Origin of the sequence: Gelria sp. Kuro-4, assembly GCF_019668485.1 — a bacterium.
In the GTDB taxonomy this organism is placed as follows: domain Bacteria; phylum Bacillota; class DTU030; order DUMP01; family DUMP01; genus DUMP01.
Window position 1 is genome coordinate 2,098,595 of the sequence record NZ_AP024619.1, and the last position, 17,470, is coordinate 2,116,064.

Below are 17,470 nucleotides of genomic sequence, written 5' to 3' on the forward strand. Positions count from 1 at the left end.
ACATGCCCCCTACCCTCGCACTTAGACTTTTTCCACGGATACAGCGTGGGCAATGCACGGTATGGATTCACCCTGCTGGTAAGAGGTGGGGCTGAGCAGCGCCCCGGTACTCACCAAAAGCACCTTGCGCCACTTGCCGCTCAGGAGCCCGCTGTAAAAGTAGCCGGAAAAAACCGCTCCCGAACAGGCGCACCCGCTCCCGCCGGCGTGCACATCCTGGTCCGGCCGGAAGATCAGCACCCCACAATCGGTATAATTGCGGCTGAGGTCATAGCCTGCTTCCGCCAGCATGTCCTCCGCCAGGGCCTTGCCCACGCTCCCCAGGTCGCCGGTGGCGATGACATCGTAATAATCCGGGGAGCGTCCCGTGTCCACAAAGTGCTGCTTGATGGTGGCCACCGCCGCAGGCGCCATGGCGGAACCCATATCGTTCACATCTTTGATACCCATGTCCACCACCTTGCCCGCTGTGGCACAGGTGAGGGCGGCACCGGAACCGCTTTCCCCGATGACGGCCGCCGCTGCTCCTGTTACCGTCCACTGCGCCGTGGGCTTGCGCTGTACCCCCAGCTCGGTGGGGAAGCGGTACTGCCGCTCTGCCGTCTGGTAATGCGAAGAAGCAGTGACCAGCGTCCGCGCGGCAAAGCCGCCGTCCAGGGTGATGCCAGCCAGGGAAAGGGCTTCGGCGAAGGTGGAGCAGGCTCCAAAGAGGCCGTAAAAAGGGACCGGTACGTCACGGGCGGCGAAGTTGGAGGCGATAATCTGGTTTAATAGATCGCCGCCGAACATGAAATCCAAATCGCCGTAAGCGAGGTTTGCCTTCTTGAGCGCCAACCCGATGGCGCTCTGCACCATTTTCGACTCGGCCTTTTCCCAGCTCTTCTCACCGAAAATCGGGTCGGTAACCACCTGGTCAAAGTACCCGCCCAACGGGCCTTCGCCTTCTTTTTTGCCGACCACGCTCGCCGCACTGAGAATGGGCAGCGGCCGGCTGAAGAGAAAGGTCTGCTGGCCCACCTTTTTGCTCTGTGCCACACCCGTGCCTCCTAGAGCTTTGTCAACCAATAGATAAGGCCGACCAGTACGGCTGTTACCGTTCCATAGACTAGAACCGGCCCGGCCACCACAAACATGCGGGCGCCGACCCCCAGGATAAAGCCCTCCCGCTTGAACTCCATCGCCGGCGAGACGATGGAGTTGGCAAAGCCGGTGATGGGAACCACCGATCCGGCGCCGGCAAACTTGCCGAGTTCGTCATACCAGCCCAGGCCGGTAAAGAAGGCCCCTAAGAAAACCATAACGCTGGCCGTGGGGCCAGCGGCTTCTTTCGCCGACATGCCCAGGGACTGAAAGAAGGTGAGCACCGCCTGCCCGAGAACGCAGATGAGGCCGCCTACCACAAAAGCCAGAACCGTGTTTCGGAGAACCGGTGGCTGGGGCTTTTTTTGTTGCACCCGCCAGTAGTAGAGTTTTTTGTCGAGGTTGGGAGCTTGCGCCGTCACCGTCTCACCTCCGCCAAGCTGCCTCTATTTTTTCTGGATTCCTGGAACCTTATGCCTCTTTTTCCATTGTTTTTTTCCGTGGCCGGATCTACTTCGTCTGCAAGCGGCGAGCTTTGCCGCCTCCTGCCGGCGTAAGGCCGCCGGGCAGAGTCAGAAAGGAGAGCACCGCGGGGTGCCCTCCTCATTCGGTCCCGTCCACGGGAAAGGCGATCTTGCAGTTGGCCTTGTACTCCACAACGTCGCCATTTTGCACGTTGGCGGTAAGGTTGTAGATTTCCACGCCCGAGATGTTGCGGACGGTCTTGGAAGCTTGCTTTACGGCATCGCGAACCGCCCCGTCCCAGCTATCCTTCGACTCGCCCACCACTTCTATCACCTTGACGACTGTCACCGGCGTACCTCCTTCACTTTTGCTCGTGCCTGGGCGTAGCGCCCCTCAGCCAACACTAGTATGGCTTCCCCCTGAAAAAACCATACAAAAAAGCGGGTCCTTACCCGCCGGCCATCAACCGCTTTATTTTCAGCAGCACCTGTTTTTCCAGGCGCGAGATCTGGACCTGTGAAAGCCCCAGCTCGGCCGCCACCTCCGCCTGGGTTTTGTCGGCGTAAAAGCGTTCCTGGATGATGAACCTTTCGCGCGGGGTCAACTTTTCCAGCACCTGGCCAAGGAGCACGTGCTCCAGGATTTCCTCGCCCTCTTCCTCCCCCAGTTGGTCCTCCACGTTGATGGCTGCTCCCTCGTCCTGGTAGATGGGGTCGGAAAGCGAGGCAGGTGCCTGGGTAGCCTCCAACGCGGCCACCAGCTCTTCCGCTGGTACTCCCACCTCGGCCGCCAGCTCGCTCAAGGTCGGTTCCCGCCCCAAACGTTGCCCGAGAGCGCCGGCGGCCCGCCGGGCGCGCAGTGCCGTCTCTTTAAGGGAGCGGCTGACCCGGACGGGATTGTCGTCGCGCAGAAAGCGGCGGATCTCGCCCACAATCATCGGAACGGCGTAGGTGGAAAACTGCACCCCGTAGCCGAGGTCAAATTTGTCGACGGCCTTCATCAAGCCGATGGTGCCGACTTGAAAAAGATCTTCAAATTCGTACCCGCGGCCGCAGAAACGCCGCGCAATCCCCACCACCAGGCGCAGATTGTCCTGAATCAACTTCTCGCGGGCAGCGCGGTCTCCCGCCTGGGCCCGCCGTACCAGGCCGGCTACCTTCTCCGGGTCTTCCACCGTTCGCTCCGGCAGGTCCAGGTTGACGTAGCGCTCAGTCATCCTGCCCGCCCCTCCGCTCGCCCAGGGTTTTTTCCATGTGCACGCAGGTTCCCCGGCTGGAGTTCACCTCTACCCGGTCCATGCAGGCCTCTATCAGGGAGAGCCCGATGCCCATCCGCTCCCCCGGCCGCGTGCTGCCGCCGAAGCGCCGCGCCGCACCGATGTCCGCAATGCCCCTCCCCTCGTCCGCCACCTCAATGATCACCCTTCGCCCCGCCAGGCGCACCGCGATGCGCACCGGCCCTTCGCCCTCGGGGTAGGCATGTACCACGGCGTTGGTGACCGCCTCGGAGACCGCCGTACTGATGTCGGCCAGCTCCGGCAGCGTCGGGTCCAGCTGGCTGGCGAAGGCCGCCACGGTGGCGCGGGCAAAGGCTACGTTTTCCGGCCGGCTGGGGAACTCCAGGCGCATTTCGTTCTCCTTCACGTCACTTCTCCCTCCCTACGCGCTCCAGAGCCTCTTTTACCGTGGCTGTCACCGGCATAATCTTGGCCAGGCCGGAAAGCTCCAGCACGCGCTTGACTTGGGACCGCGCACCGGCCACAGCCACCGCTCCGCCCCGCTCCATAAACCAGCGGTAGCGGCCCAGTAAGAAACCTAAACCGGAGCTGTCCATGAACGTAACCCGGCTTACGTCCAAAACCAGTCCTTTGATGCCCGGTGTGAGAGCAGCTTCCAGCTGCGCCCGGGCCCACGGGACGGTCGCCACGTCCAGCTCACCGTTCAGCGCAGCGATGAGACAACTCTCTTTCTGCGTCAGCGCTACCTCCACGTTTCTCCCTCCCTAGGTCTGGAACTTCTCTCAGTATTTACCATATGACTTTTCATATTCGCCCTGAAAGCTTCCTTTCCCTGCCCGCAGGGCAAAAAAGAAAAAATATAGGGCGCAAGGCTGCCGCCCTGGCCCTAGTTGCGCCGCTGTTCCTCACTTACGGGGCACCCTTGAACCAGCCCTGGAGAACCCGGGTGAACAGGCCGTTCCAGCCCAGCACTTCCACATCCGCGGCCGTAACGAGCTCCACCTCGCCGGCCGGTTTGCCGTCCTTAAAGGCCACCAAACGGCCGCAAGGCGTCCCCTTGGCTACTGGAGCTTTGGCCTGCTCCATATCGATCCTCAGTTCGTAGCTCACCTTGTCTTCCTCGCCCTTGGGAACGGTGACGCCCAGGTCGCGGGCGCACACCAGTTCCACCTGGCGCGCGGTCCCGCGCAGCACCGGGAGGGTCGCCTTTACTTCCCCCGCTTTGGCCACCGGCAGCGAAGTGTAGTTGGCAAAACCGTAATTGAGGAGTTTAATGGCTTCTTGGAAGTGACTGCGTGGCACCGGGCAGCCCAGGACCACACTCACCAGGCGGAAGCCGTTCTTTCTGCCGGTGGCGGAGAGGCAGTACCCGGCCTTTTCGGTCCAACCGGTTTTCAGCCCGTCCACCACGTCTTCGTACCAGGCCAGAAGCTTGTTGGTGTTCCAGAGGATGAGCGGCGGGTTCTCCCGGTAACGGTACTCGTAAATGGAGGTATACTTCAAAAGCTGTGGGTGCTTCACCGCCTCCCGCGACATAACGGCCACGTCGTAGGCCGAGGTGTAGTGATTCTCCGCCGGCATACCATGGCAGTTGACAAAGTTGGTATCCTTCATCCCCAGTTCGCGGGCCCGCTGGTTCATCAGCTCCACAAACTTGGCCTCGCTGCCGGCGATGTGTTCGGCCAGGGCGATGCAGGCATCGTTGCCCGACCCTACGGCAACGCCGATGAGCAGCTCCTCCACGCTGCGCTTTTCACCCTGCTCCAAAAAGACCACCGAACCATCGGTATCGCTTTGTGCCCGTGCGTTCTCGGAGGTGATCACCTTGTCATCGAGCCTGATGCGCCCTTCTTCCACCGCCTCCATGGTAAGGAGCAGGGTCATGATCTTGGTGATGCTGGCCGGCTCCCGCCTTTCATGCGGGTTCTTGCTGAACAACACCTCCCCGGTGGCCGGGTCCATGAGCACGGCGCTCACCGCGCTGGTCTCAAGCTCCTGGGCGCGGGCCGGCCCGGACGGCAGGGTCAGGGCGAGCAGGAGGACCAACAGCCCGGCCCCGACCCGGGTTAGTCTCTTTTTCCCCATCCTGGATCTCCCTTCCTTTTGCTTTGTCGGGGCTAGCTTATCCAGGATGCGGCAAAACCATGCGCTCCAGGCTTGACGCTACGGGAGTCGCGCCAGGGTACCCCTAAGCAGCCTGGCCAGCCGCGGGCCGCTGGCCGCCGCCACCTCAAGAACAGCGCCGTGCTGGGCCACTTCTTCGGCGTGCCCGCGGGCGCTGTTGGTTATCACCGAGACGGCCAGCACCCTAAGGCCGGCGTGCCCGGCCACAATCACCTCCGGGACGGTGGACATGCCCACGGCGTCCGCGCCCAGCCGGGCGAAGGCCCGAAGTTCCGCCGGGGTCTCAAAACTAGGTCCGGTAACGCCGATGTAGACTCCTTCTTTTAGTTCCAGGCCCTCTGCACGCGCCACCTGGCGCGCGAGGGTGCACAGTTCAGGCGCATAGGGCGGGGTCAGTGAAGGAAAACGCGGCCCGAGCTCGGGATCGTTGGGCCCGATGAGTGGGTTGGTGCCCATAAAGTTGATGTGATCCGTGATCAGCATCAGGTCGCCGGGACTAAGCCTTGGGTTGATGCCGCCGGCGGCGTTGGTCACCACAAGCACCCCGGCGCCCAGCGCCCGCAGCACGCGCACCGGGAAGGTGATCTCCTCCAGGGTGTAGCCTTCGTAGTAGTGGAACCGCCCTTGAAAGATGACCACCTCCCGCCCGGCCCACCGGCCCAGGATCAGCCGGCCGGCATGCCCCTCCACCGTTGAAAGCGGAAAATGCGGGATGTCGCGGTACGCAAGCGTGAGAGGATCCTCGACCTCCTCGGCGACGCCGCCCAGGCCGCTCCCCAGGATGAGCCCGGCGCGCGGCGCGAGCGGCCGTAATCCCTGTAAAAACCGCGCCGCTTCCTGCACTCTGGCTTTCAGTGTTAAAGCCATCCTTTCAGCTCCTTTCCATCGTCTTCACTGTAGCGCCGGCCAAAAACTGGTGCCCGGTCCTTCCCAGGCCAGCCCCAGTATGTCCGCCACCGTCGCCCCCAGGTCGGCAAAGGTAGTGCGCGTCCCCAGCGACACCGCCCGGACCGTTCGGCCGTACGCCAGTAGCGGTACGTACTCCCGCGAGTGGTCGGTGCTCGGCGTGGTGGGATCGCAGCCGTGGTCCGCCGTCAAGAAAAACACGTCCTCTTGTCCCAGGGCTGCCAGGACCCTCCCCAGGCCCCGGTCCATCTCCTCCAGCGCCCGCGCGTAGCCCGCGGCATCGTTGCGGTGGCCGTAGAGCATGTCGAAGTCCACCAGGTTGGTAAAGACGAGGTCCCACGTCCCCTCCTCCAGCGCCGCCCGGGTGGCCGCCAGGCCGGCGGCATTGCCGGCGGTGTGCCGGCACTCGGTAAGTCCCCGCCCGGCGAAGATATCGCCTATCTTGCCGACGCCCAGCACGCGCCGGCCGGCGGCCAGCGCCTGGTCCAGTACGGTGGGAGCGGGAGGCGGCAGGGAAAAGTCACGCCGGTCGGCGGTGCGGCGAAAGCTCCCCGGTCGGCCTACGAAGGGGCGGGCGATCACCCGCGCCACCGCGTCTGCGCCCGTGAGCAGCCGGCGGGCGACGGCGCAGATGTGGTACAGTTCCTCCGGCGGTATCACTTCTTCGTGCGCGGCCACCTGAAAGACGCTGTCGGCGGAAGTGTACACGATGGGCCAACCGGTGGCCAGGTGCTCCGCTCCCAACTCTTCGATGATCGCCGTGCCGGAAGCCGGCTTGTTGCCTAAAGTCCGACGGCCGATGGCCTTCTCAAAGCGGGCAATCAGAGCGGGCGGAAAGCCCTGCGGGTAGACTGGAAAGGGACGCGGCAGGATGATACCCATAAGCTCCCAGTGCCCCGTGGTGGTATCCTTGCCCGCCGACTGCTCGGCCAGGCGTCCGAACGCCGCCAGCGGCTCCCGGGCCGGGGGCACGCCCTGGAGCGGCAGGATGTTGCCCAGGCCAAGGCGCTGAAGAAGCGGCAGCTTTAAACCGCCCGCCGCCTGCGCCACATGCCCCAGGGTATTGCTCGCTTCGTCGCCGTAGGCGCCGGCGTCCGGCAGCGCGCCGGCCCCTGCACTGTCGGCCACTACCACCACAACGCGTCTTAACAGCTGGCTCACTCCCTTTCTCCACCGGGCCGCCCGTGCGGGTGGCAGCGTTGGTAAACCTCCAAGAGGTGTTGCGGCGTAACCTGGGTGTAAATCTGGGTGGTGGTGATGTCGGCATGCCCCAAAAGTTCCTGCACCGTGCGCAGGTCGGCATTATTTTCGAGCAGGTGCGTGGCAAAAGAATGGCGCAGGGTGTGCGGGCTGGTCGCCGGCGGCAACTCCACGGCGCGGGTGTACTTCTTGAGGATCTGCCAGAACCCCTGGCGCGTAAGGCGCCGGCCCCGCTGGTTAAGAAAGAGCGCCTGGTCGCGGCGGTGCCTAAGAAGCTGGGACCGGCCGCCGTCGAGGTAGGCCAAAAGGGCCTGAGCCGCTTTTTCGCCCACCGGGACAATCCTTTCTTTGCTCCCTTTTCCTTGGCAGCGCACGTAGCGCTCGGCCAAGTGCAGGTCTTTAAGCTCCAGCTTCACCAGTTCGGAAACCCGCAGCCCACAGGCGTACATAAGCTCCAGCATCGCCCGGTCCCGGAGCTGCGCTGGGGCTCGGCCCTGGACCGCATCCAGCAGCTCGCCAACCTGTTCCTGACTGAGGGTCCGGGGCAGGCGCAGGCTCTGGCGCGGCCGCAGCAAATCCCGGGCTGGATTATCGGCCCGGCGGCCTTCTTCCTGCAGGAAGCGATAAAACGTGCGCAGGGCGGCCTCACTGCGGGCAATGCTGGCGGGGCTTAAGCCCGAGCGCGCCAGCGCATGGACATAGGCCGTGAGCTCTGCCGGCGCTGCCGCCCGGAGGGATTGGCCGTGCGCGCCAAGGTAAGCCGCCAGCTTTTCCAAGTCCCGGCGGTAGCCGGCCACAGTGTTGGCCGCCAGGCCCCGTTCCACCCGAAGATAAGCGAGGAAGTCCGTAAGGACCGCCCGGTCCTGTTCCTCCTCTCCCCCCTGCAAGGGCCTCCCTCCTCTCACTCGGTTCTACCCTGCGAAAGGTGTTGTGCCGGCTTGTCCACCTTCAGCGCCAAGAAACTGCCCTCCGCTTACCTGGGCCGGACTCTTCTACAGAAACCAGTTCGTGGTGGCGCGCAGGAAGACGGGCGTGATGTAAGCTTCGATCGCTCCGGCTACGGCCACCGCCAAGGCGGCGGCCGCCAGAAAAAACGCATAGCTGAGCAACGGCACCGGCGCCGGTGCGCGGCGGTTAAGAAAGCGCTGCCGCAGAACAAACAACGCAAAGCAGACAGCGCCCGCTCCCACCAGGAGAACGGCCGGCACCGTGAGCAGGCTCTGGGGGAGCACCGCCGCCGCCGCCACCACAAGGCCGCGCCAGCTGATTTCATCCACGAGAAAGCCCACCGTAAAGCCGCCGGCGAAGCCCTTGGTGAAGAGTAGAATGAGGGCGAGCGGCAGTCCGATCACCGTCAGGCCGCTCAGCCAGATGAGTGCGATGCTCTTTAAGTTGGCCCAGACCGTCCGGCCGACCAGCTCGCTCCCCGGGATACTCGGTCGCCCGGCGACGTCCTTAAGAAAAAGGTTCAGGTAATCCATAAGTTCCGCCTTTTGCTCCGTGGGCAGGGCCTTTACCGCCAGCGCCCCAAAGACCACCCCCACGAGGAAAAGCAGGGCCACAAAAAAGTAAACGCCCACGTTTTCCCGCACGTGCTGGGCCAAATCCTGCTCCAGGCGTAAGCGCAGCACGCAAACCCCCCCCCTTGACCAGCCTCCTTTCATGCTTATGCAGCGCCGGCAGGTGCTATGCGATGTTTCTCTGCCCCGCCAGAAGCAGGGCGATCAGGGTTTTGGCATCATGGACTTGCCCCCGGGCCACCCAGTCGAGTGCCGTCTTCAAGGGGATACGTCGCACCTCCAGAAACTCGTCGTCGTCCTTCTCGCCGGACCCTGCCCTTAAACCACGGGCTTCATAAAGATAAAGCACTTCGGAAGAAAAGCCGGGGCTGGAGTAAAAGCGCGCCAGTTCCTTAAGGTCTCCCGGGGCATAGCCCGTCTCCTCGCTTAACTCGCGGGCGGCACAGACCGCCGGGTCTTCGCCGGGTTCCAGCTTGCCCGCCGGGATCTCCCAAAGTTCTTCACCCGCGGCATAACGGAACTGCCGTACCAAAAGCAGCGTCTCCGGGTCGGTCCAGGCCAGGACGGCCACCGCCCCCGGGTGACGTACCACCTCCCGCTGCCCCTCTTTGCCGTTGGGCAGCCGCACCAGCGCTCGCTCCACGCAAAAGATTCGGCCGCGGTACACTTCTTCGCGCCTGAGGGTTTCTTCCTTAAGCTGCACAGTCAGTTTTCTCCTCTCATAATGCCTTACTTGGGACATAAATAGATACTGAGAACACACGTAACTCAGCCCAAGAAAAGGAGGCGAGCGCCATCGAAGCGCTTTTCACCCGCCGCGGCGTCGCGTGGAAGGGACGGGCTCGGGAGCTGCTACCCTTCCTTGAGAGCCTCGGTCCGGCCGGGCTTACGCTCCTGGCTGCCTTGCGCCGCCACCTGGCTTAGCCAGCTCCCCGGCCACCACGCCGGCCGCGGCCGCCGCCAGGAAAAAGGGCGGGTCTTCATCGGGGGAACGGCCCATGCTGGTCACCGGGATGCCCAGGGCAGCCAAAAGCTCCAGCCCGGGCTCACCCGCCGCGTAACGCAACTGGTGCCGGGCCGCGACGCCGGCAGCCGCCAGGCGCTGCCGGACACCTTCCAAGAATCCGGCGTCGGCGGACTGCGGCAGCACCACGGTCGCCGGCGTCTGGGCCACCCGGCCCAGGGCGGTTAAGGTGTGATGGCTTACCCCGCGGTGGCGCGGGCGCGGGTCGGCCGCACTGAGCCGCGGCACAGCCACCGCCTGACCGTGGAGCACGTTCACCGCATCCACCACCTGGCCCTGTTCCACCCCGGAAAAACCGAAACGCGTGCCCGTGCCGGCAATGCCGGGCCCCATGGCCACAATGGCGACATCGGCTTCGAGCGCCCACCGGGCGGCCAGGAGGGCGCTGAAGATGGTGACCGCCTCCCAATCCCCGCCAAACGCCTGTCCAGCGGTCACAACGGCGGTAAGCAGCCCCTTTGCCTTAAGGGGCGGGATCAAACGGCTAAAGGCCAGGGGCAGCGCCGCGCCATCGGTCATGATGTAGACGATGCGCGCGCCGGAGCCCAGGACAGAGTAAGCTCCGGCCGCCGCCGGCGCGACCATGCTGTGCAGCTCCGCCACCACCACCGGCAGCCCGGCAATGCTGTCGCGGTCTCGAAGGATGGCATGGTAAGGGCTGGCCTCTTCCTCCACCGCCAGGCAACGCACCTGGCAAGGAGTGTACCGCAGCTTCATGATGTGCCCCGGGGCAAGGCTCCGCCCGGGCGCGGGACAGCCGGGGCAGGCGTTCAGCACCGCAGTGACAAAGTGGTAGCCGCCCGTTCCCAGCCCCAGGTCGAGCGCGGTGGTATTGAGGGCCACCAGCGAGCCTGCTTCGGCCCGGCCGGTGAGCTCCGGGTAGTTGAGAGCCAGCGCCTCCCGGCCCCCCAGCTCCACCCGCAGTTCCTGTACCCCCGACGGCAGCTGGCATTCTGTTACAACCCTTCCCCAGGTGCGATGCAGGCTTACCACTGCTTTCCTCTCCTATTTTCGGCATGGCGCCTTGTTCTCCTGCTCGGCGGCTGTGTTATCTCTTCCTACGGCCGGAAACGGCGGCAACGGGAAAAATTTTGCCTTTCCCGCCGTGACCCAAGGAGTAATTTTGCCCATAACAAAGAAAACTATAACTGATTCAGAGCAATTGGTAACATGGGCGATGATGGCCGGCCGGCTAACGAAGGGGGTGAGTAGTCGGATATTTGACGCAAATGCCACAAACCAAGAGGCCAAGAAAAGGAGGAGAGATCGGTGAGTCAAGAGAACGGTACGCGCGAAGGGTTCGCCAGCAAGATCGGTTTTATTTTCGCAGCAGCCGGTTCGGCCATCGGCCTCGGGAACATCTGGCGCTTCCCCTGGTTGGCCGGGGCCAACGGCGGGGCCGCCTTCCTCGTTATTTATCTTGGGATTGTCATTCTTGTCGGTGTTACCATGTTCATGGGCGAGGTCACGCTGGGCCGTTATACGCAGCTTTCCAACGTCGGCGCCTTCAAGAAGGTCGCTCCCGGCTGGACCTGGGTCGGCGGCATGGGCCTTTTGGCCGGCTTTCTGATTCTTTCCTACTACAGTGTGGTCGGTGGCTGGGTGATTTATTACCTCTTCCGGGCCATCGCCGGTTTCCACATGACCGACCCGAAGCTTACGGGAGAACTCTTCGGCAGCTTCATCTCCAATCCGCTTCTGCCTCTCCTCTTCCACGCCATCTTCATGGGCGTCACCATCTGGATCTGCTACAACGGCGTGCAGGGCGGCATCGAGAAGTACTCCAACATCATGATGCCTGCTCTCTTCGCCATTGTCATCATCCTGGCTATTCGCTCCCTCACCCTGCCCGGCGCCGCCAAGGGCCTGCAGTTCTACCTGGTGCCGGACTTCTCCAAGGTCACCGGCAAGACCTTCCTCGACGCCCTGGGCCAGGTGTTCTTCTCCCTTAGTCTCGGCATGGGCTCCATCCTCACCTACGGCAGCTACCTTAGCAAGAAAGAGAACATCCCGCAGGTCTCCACCATCGTGCCGATCATGGACACGCTGGTGGCCTTTACGGCCGGCCTGATCATCTTCCCGGCGGTATTTAACTACGGGTTCGAGCCCGCGGCCGGTCCCGGGCTCACCTTCGTTACTCTGCCCGCCGTCTTTAGCGAAATGCCGCTGGGGAACCTGTTCGGCGGGGCCTTCTTCCTGCTGCTCCTCCTGGCGGCCCTCACCTCCGCCATCTCCCTGCTGGAGCCGCTGACGGCGTATATGATGGAAGAGCACGGCTGGCAGCGCAAGCGGGCCACAGTGGTCCTCGGGAGCATCATGTTCGTCATCGGCATCGGCGCTTCCCTCTCCATGGGCGTCTGGAGCGGCTTCCAGATTGCCGGCAAGGTATTCTTTGACCAGCTGGACTGGGTGGCGAACAACCTGCTCCTGCCGCTGGGCGGCATGTTCACCGCCATTGTCGTCACCTGGATTTGGGGCACCAAGAACGCCCTGCGGGAAGCGACCAACGACGGGACGCTCACCTTCGGGCTGGGCGATTTCTGGGCCAACGTGATGCTCAAGTATATCGCCCCCGCACTGGTCGCCTTTCTCTTCCTCGCCGGCTTAGGTGTGTTCAAGTTCTAGTTCTAGCAACTCTTACAGCGTTTACTGCAAGCAGCGCCGCCCGCGCTGCTTCTTTTTTTTACGCCCGGCGGCGGAATGGGCCTTCGCCTCCGCGGTTAAATTAAGGCTAGAATGCAAAGAGGAGGTAGTAAGATGCCAAATCCAAGCGTGAAGTGTGAAGTTAACACCTGCACCCACTGGCTGCCGGGCGACCTTTGTTCCGCCGCCAACATCGACATCTTGCATGAAGAAGAAGGCAAGATGGCTCAGCAAAAGGAACAGACCGAGTGTAAAACCTTTGCCCACCGCCGCGGCCTGGCCAACATGCTCGGCTCGCTGGATAACGTCAACTGGGGCGGGATGCTCACCGGCGTGTTCCGCGACGGGGTGCAGATTACGCCGAGCGTCACCTGTGTGGTCGACAGCTGTAAGTACTGGGCGGAAGGCAACCTCTGTGCGGCAGACTCTATCTTCGTCTCGGGCAATGGTGCCACCGAGTGCCAGGCCACGAACTGCGACACCTACGCCAATAACAACCAGGGCTAGCCAGCCCCTGCGCTCAAGCCTGAGGCGGACAGGTCACAAAAAAGAAAGCCTGGGTTTAAACCCAGGCATTTTTGTCCTCATATGAACCGGCCCGCCGGGCCACTGCCCGCACGGCACATCATGACGGACCAGCTTATTTTTCCGGCTCCCAGAAAACCTTGTACGCCCGGTAGGCCATGTAGACATCCACCTTGCTCGCCACCTCAAACGGCGAGTGCATGCTGAGGATGGCCACCCCGGCATCGATAACGTCCATCCCCAGGTCAGCCAGGAACTGCGCGATGGTCCCGCCGCCGCCTTCATCTACCTTACCCAGTTCCCCCGGTTGCCAGGCGACGTTGTGCCGGTTGAGGAGGTCGCGCACCGCGGCGGTAAACTCAGCGCTGGCTTCGCTGGAGCCGCTCTTGCCGCGCGCTCCGGTGTATTTGCTGAGGTTGATGCCGTAGCCCAAGAGGGCGGAGTTGCGCTTGTCGCTTACCTCCTGGTACGAAGGATCGAGCGCTGCGTTGACGTCGGCCGAAAGCGCCTCTCCGCGCGCCAGCGCCTGCCGTACCGCCAGGTCCACCGACTCTGCGCCCTCCCGGTGTGCCAGGTCGGCCAGCACGTTTTCGAAGAAGCGCGAACGCGCGCCCGTGTTGCCCATGCTGCCCACTTCCTCTTTATCGGTAAACAGGCAGATGGCCGTTTTCGCTGGCTGGCGCACCTCGAGCAGGCCCCGCAAGCTGGTATAGGCCGAGATGCGGTCGTCCTGGCCGTAAGCCCCCACCATGCTGCGGTCGAAGCCGACATCGCGCGCCGCGCCGGCGGGAACCGCCTCCAGCTCGGCGCTGATGAAGTCTTCTTCCCTGATACCGTAGGTGTCCCTAAGGAGCTTTAAGACGGCCAGCTTGATCCGTTCTTTGACGTCTTCCTCCTCCGGGTAGGGCAGGTTTCCGACCACGATGTTAAGTGCTTCGCCGCTGACCACTTCCTTGGCCTTTTTTTCCATCTGTTCGTAGGCCAGGTGCGGCAGGAGGTCGGTGACGCAAAACACCGGGTCGCCCGCCTCTTCACCCAGACGGATGTCCCGCCGCCGGCCGTCCGAGAGCACCACCAGGCCGTGCAGTGCCAGGGGATGCACCGGCCACTGGTACTTCTTAATGCCGCCGTAATAATGCGTCTTGAGAAGGGCCAGGCCTTCTTCTTCGTACAGGGGGCGCGGCTTAAGATCCAGCCGGGGGGAATCGATGTGCGAACCCACCAAGCGGAAACCAGCGCTAATAGGCTCCCGGCCGACCACCACCAGAGCAGCGCTCCGGCCCCGGTTGTTGTAGTAAAGCCTTGTCCCCGGCGTCAGGCGGCCCGGAACTTTCTCGGCCGGGCGAAAGCCCTGCTTTTCCGCCTCGCTGAGGATCAAAGCATTGGCTTCGCGCTCCGTTTTGGCGGCCGTGAGAAAGGCCTTGTAACCTTCGGCCAGCGTAAAAACCCGCTGGCGCTCTTCTCCCTTCAGGCGGTCCCAAGCCGGTTTAGGCTTATAGGCCAGTTCTTCAAACAGTTTCTTCCCTGCACTGGCTTCTTGCATGCTGTATCCCTCCTCGTGTTATCCCCTTTAGTTTACCACAATCCACCAGCATTCACACCCCCCGGCGGCAAGCTCCCCCGGGGCATGCGGCCGGCAACGCCGTGGACATATTAAGGGTAAGAAGAAACGGCTGGGGAGGCTGGTACGGTGAACGGTTGGCGGCGAATGTTTCAGCGCAAACCGGTGGAGGTGTTGCTCCAGGAAGGGCGCGCCCGCGGCGGCCTGAAGCGCACCCTGGGTGCGCTCGATCTGGTGGCCCTGGGTGTCGGGGGCATCATCGGCACCGGCATCTTCGTGCTCACCGGGGTTGCCGCCGCCCGCTACGCCGGACCCGGCCTGGCTGTATCCTTCCTCATCTCCGGTACGGCGGCCGGGCTGGCGGCCCTGGTTTACGCTGAGTTTGCTTCGATGCTTCCGGCGGCCGGGAGTGCCTACACCTATACGTACGCCTCCCTGGGCGAACTGCCCGCCTGGCTGATCGGCTGGAACCTCATTCTGGAATACATCGTGGCCTCGGCCGCCGTGGCCATCGGCTGGGGCTCGTATCTTGCCGACCTGCTGCGCTCTTTTGGGCTTATCCTCCCGAAAGCGTTTACCGCCGGCCCGCTCGCGGGCGGCGTACTCAACCTGCCCCCGGTTTTCATCATCGCCCTGGTGGCCGCGATCGGCATTACCGGCACGCGCCGCAGCGCCAACCTGACGCACCTGATGGTCACCTTAAAGCTCGGGGTTGTCCTCCTTTTCATCATTCTCGGGGCCACCCGTATCAATTCGGCCAACTGGCGTCCCTTTTTCCCCTTCGGTCCCGCGGGCGTAATGCACGGCGCAGCCATCATCTTTTTCGCCTATGTCGGCTTTGACGCCGTAGCCGCCGCCGGCGAGGAAGTAAAGAATCCCCGCCGCGACCTTACCATAGGGATAATCGGCTCCCTGGTGCTTTCCACAGTCCTTTACGTACTGGTGACCCTGGTACTCACCGGCATGGTTCACTACCCGCGCCTCAACACGGCTTCCCCCATTGCCACCGCCCTCCTCAGCGCCGGCATGGGCTGGGCCTCGGCCCTTGTCGCCATTGGTGCCCTGGCCGGGCTCACCAGTGTTCTTTTGGCCAACCTCTTCGCCCAGAGCCGCGTGTTTTTTGCCATGGGACGCGACGGCCTGCTGCCACCTCTTTTCGCCAGCTTAAGCTCCCGGTTTAAAACCCCCGCAGCCAGCCTCGGCATTATCGCCGCCGGTGTAACTTCGCTGGCGGCCCTCATTCCCGTGGAAGTGGTGGCGCAGTTGGCCAACATCGGCACCCTGTCGGCCTTTCTCTTTGTCTCGGCCGGGCTTCTGGTCCTGCGCCGGCGCTATCCGCAGCTACCTCGCCCCTTTAAGACTCCCTTTGTTCCCTGGACGCCTCTTCTTGCCATGGCCTTTTCCCTCTACTTAATAGCAAACCTACCGCCCGTCACCTGGATCCGGCTGGCGCTCTGGCTGGCCGTGGGCATCGCCGTGTACCTCTTTTATGGTTACCGGCACAGCAAAAGGCTGCCCGTCGAGCCGGCGGCGGGCTACCCCTTGGTACCCGAGCCTGCAGCCAAGCCCCTGCCGAATGAAAGCGAACCAGAGCAAAAGAAATCCTCCTAAATTTTTCCTACAAGGGAGGATTTCCTTTGTCCTTTGTCAAAAGATATGTCAAAAAGAGGCAGCATACAATTAATTAGGGCTTGCGGAAGGCCCCAGTCTTTTCGAAAGGAGGGATGCGAAAAGCGTCAGGAACCGTAAGCGTAAAAGGGCAGGACCAAGAAAAGGGGGCGAGATTCCGTGCTGGCGACTTTGTACCGTATCAGCGACTTCTTGTGGGGTTGGCCGCTCATCATCATTATCGTGGCAGTGTCTTTGACCTTCTCTTTTCGGTTGCACTTCATCCAGTTTACCAAGCTGGGCTGGATTCTAAAGAACACCCTGTTTAAGATGTTCGATCGCCGGACCGAAGGCGAAGGAAACCTGACGCCCTTCCAAGCTGCGGCCACCGCCCTCTCGGCCACCATCGGCGTGGGCAACATAGCGGGCGTAGGCATGGCCATCGGCCTGGGTGGGCCGGGCGCAGTCTTTTGGATGTGGGTGGTGGCCCTCTTTGCCATGATCAATAAGTACGCCGAGATTGTACTGGGGCTCACTTATCGCATCAAAGACCCCGAGACCGGCATCTACCGCGGCGGCGGCATGTACTACATTACACGTGGGCTCGGGCTGCAGTGGAAGTGGTTGGCTTTTATTTTTGCCATCATGTTCGCCTTTATGTTCTTCGTCTTCGGCTTTGTACAATCGAACACCCTGGCCCTTACCCTGCAGAGTTCCTTCGGCCTGCCCACGCTCGCCGGCGGCATTCTCATCGCCGTCCTGGCCGGTCTGGTAATCATCGGCGGGGTAAAGCGCATCGGTGAAGTGGCAGAAAAGGTTGTTCCCTTCATGGCCTTTTTCTACGCGCTGGGCGCTTTAGTTATTATCCTGATGAACGCCGGCCGGATCCCCGAGGTCTTCGGGCAAATCTTTCGCGACGCCTTCACCGGTGCGGCGGCGGCCGGCGGCTTCGCTGGCTCCACGGCCATGCTGGCCATTCGCCACGGGTTCGCCCGCGGCATTTTCTCCAATGAAGGCGGGATGGGTTCGGCGCCCGTGGCCCACTCCACCGCCACCGTCAACCACCCGGTGCGCCAGGGCATCTGGGGCGTGTTTGAGGTCTTCCTGGATACCATCGTGGTCTGCTCAGCCACGGCGCTGGTGATCATGTTCACCGGTGCGCTGCCGAGCGGCCTCCTCGGCGTGGAGCTCACCAAGCATGCCTTTAACACCGGCCTGCCGGTGGTGGGCAACATCATCGTCACCGTGGGCATCCTTCTCTTCGCCTATACCACCGCGCTCACCAATGAATTCTACTGCGAAACCGGTATCGCCTACGCCCTGGGCAATAAAGCCGCCGTGGTCATTCGCTACCTTTACATCATCGGCCTGGTGTACGGGGCGGTAGGCGGCCTGCAGCACATCTGGGGCCTGGCCGATTTCTTCATGGCCATCGTGGTGATCATCAACCTCCTCGTCATCTTCTCCCTGCGGCGGAAGGTGTGGGAAGCCACCTACGATTTCTTCTGGCGGGCCCCAGACGAACCCAGCCAACTGAAGTGGAGCGGTACCCTACTGGAATAAACCCGGCAAAGAAC

General features: G+C 62.7%; 18 protein-coding genes. 4 read left to right on the plus strand and 14 right to left on the minus strand.

Annotated elements, in window-relative coordinates:
* Positions 1-21 precede the first annotated feature (21 nt).
* The 13 genes from spoVAD to K5554_RS10560 form a co-directional block, all read right to left on the minus strand.
* Positions 22-1,035, minus strand: coding sequence for a stage V sporulation protein AD (gene spoVAD, locus K5554_RS10500; protein ID WP_221038427.1), 1,014 nt, complete (start codon positions 1,033-1,035; stop codon positions 22-24).
* A gap of 11 nt (positions 1,036-1,046) precedes the next feature.
* Positions 1,047-1,502, minus strand: a complete 456-nt coding sequence (gene spoVAC, locus K5554_RS10505; protein ID WP_221038428.1) for a stage V sporulation protein AC — start codon at positions 1,500-1,502, stop codon at positions 1,047-1,049.
* A 181-nt stretch (positions 1,503-1,683) separates the two neighbouring features.
* Positions 1,684-1,893, minus strand: coding sequence for a dodecin family protein (locus K5554_RS10510; RefSeq protein ID WP_221038429.1), 210 nt, complete (start codon positions 1,891-1,893; stop codon positions 1,684-1,686).
* A gap of 100 nt (positions 1,894-1,993) precedes the next feature.
* Entirely contained in the window at positions 1,994-2,761 is a 768-nt protein-coding gene (locus K5554_RS10515) for a SigB/SigF/SigG family RNA polymerase sigma factor (protein WP_221038430.1), read from the minus strand.
* Positions 2,754-3,188, minus strand: a complete 435-nt coding sequence (gene spoIIAB / locus K5554_RS10520; RefSeq protein ID WP_255565376.1) for an anti-sigma F factor — start codon at positions 3,186-3,188, stop codon at positions 2,754-2,756. The genes K5554_RS10515 and spoIIAB overlap by 8 nt, the downstream gene beginning before the upstream one ends.
* 1 nt (position 3,189) lies before the next feature.
* On the minus strand, positions 3,190-3,534 hold the full coding sequence (locus K5554_RS10525; RefSeq protein WP_221038431.1) for an anti-sigma factor antagonist: 345 nt from the start codon (positions 3,532-3,534) through the stop codon (positions 3,190-3,192).
* 157 nt (positions 3,535-3,691) lie between these two features.
* On the minus strand, positions 3,692-4,867 hold the full coding sequence (locus tag K5554_RS10530) for a D-alanyl-D-alanine carboxypeptidase family protein (RefSeq protein WP_221038432.1): 1,176 nt from the start codon (positions 4,865-4,867) through the stop codon (positions 3,692-3,694).
* 78 nt (positions 4,868-4,945) lie between these two features.
* Positions 4,946-5,761 (minus strand): purine-nucleoside phosphorylase, encoded by an 816-nt coding sequence (locus tag K5554_RS10535; protein ID WP_370636983.1) that lies wholly within the window; start codon positions 5,759-5,761, stop codon positions 4,946-4,948.
* A gap of 36 nt (positions 5,762-5,797) precedes the next feature.
* A complete protein-coding gene (locus K5554_RS10540; RefSeq protein ID WP_221040598.1) occupies positions 5,798-6,964 on the minus strand; it encodes a phosphopentomutase in 1,167 nt (388 codons plus the stop codon).
* A 5-nt stretch (positions 6,965-6,969) separates the two neighbouring features.
* Positions 6,970-7,899, minus strand: a complete 930-nt coding sequence (xerD, locus tag K5554_RS10545; RefSeq protein ID WP_305038858.1) for a site-specific tyrosine recombinase XerD — start codon at positions 7,897-7,899, stop codon at positions 6,970-6,972.
* A 105-nt stretch (positions 7,900-8,004) separates the two neighbouring features.
* On the minus strand, positions 8,005-8,643 hold the full coding sequence (gene spoIIM / locus K5554_RS10550) for a stage II sporulation protein M (protein ID WP_221038435.1): 639 nt from the start codon (positions 8,641-8,643) through the stop codon (positions 8,005-8,007).
* Between the two features lie 55 nt (positions 8,644-8,698).
* Positions 8,699-9,235, minus strand: coding sequence for an NUDIX hydrolase (locus K5554_RS10555; protein ID WP_221038436.1), 537 nt, complete (start codon positions 9,233-9,235; stop codon positions 8,699-8,701).
* Between the two features lie 183 nt (positions 9,236-9,418).
* Positions 9,419-10,549 (minus strand): DUF3866 family protein, encoded by a 1,131-nt coding sequence (locus K5554_RS10560; RefSeq protein WP_255565377.1) that lies wholly within the window; start codon positions 10,547-10,549, stop codon positions 9,419-9,421.
* 276 nt (positions 10,550-10,825) lie between these two features.
* On the opposite strand from K5554_RS10560, the gene K5554_RS10565 reads away from it, so the two are divergent.
* Both K5554_RS10565 and K5554_RS10570 read left to right on the plus strand, forming a co-directional pair.
* Positions 10,826-12,181: a sodium-dependent transporter gene (locus K5554_RS10565; protein ID WP_221038437.1), complete on the plus strand. Its 1,356-nt coding sequence runs from the start codon at positions 10,826-10,828 to the stop codon at positions 12,179-12,181.
* Positions 12,182-12,313: 132 nt separating this feature from the next.
* Entirely contained in the window at positions 12,314-12,706 is a 393-nt protein-coding gene (locus tag K5554_RS10570; protein WP_221038438.1) for a DUF1540 domain-containing protein, read from the plus strand.
* A 133-nt stretch (positions 12,707-12,839) separates the two neighbouring features.
* Here K5554_RS10570 and K5554_RS10575 read toward each other — a convergent pair whose 3' ends face one another.
* The gene (locus tag K5554_RS10575; RefSeq protein ID WP_221038439.1) at positions 12,840-14,267 is read right to left on the minus strand and encodes an aminopeptidase; all 1,428 of its coding nucleotides are present in this window, start codon (positions 14,265-14,267) and stop codon (positions 12,840-12,842) included.
* 147 nt (positions 14,268-14,414) lie between these two features.
* Between K5554_RS10575 and K5554_RS10580 the strand changes: the two genes are divergently transcribed.
* Together K5554_RS10580 and K5554_RS10585 are read left to right on the plus strand one after the other, a co-directional pair.
* A complete protein-coding gene (locus K5554_RS10580) occupies positions 14,415-15,896 on the plus strand; it encodes an amino acid permease (RefSeq protein ID WP_255565379.1) in 1,482 nt (493 codons plus the stop codon).
* A gap of 177 nt (positions 15,897-16,073) precedes the next feature.
* Positions 16,074-17,456, plus strand: coding sequence for a sodium:alanine symporter family protein (locus K5554_RS10585; protein ID WP_221038440.1), 1,383 nt, complete (start codon positions 16,074-16,076; stop codon positions 17,454-17,456).
* Positions 17,457-17,470 lie beyond the last annotated feature (14 nt).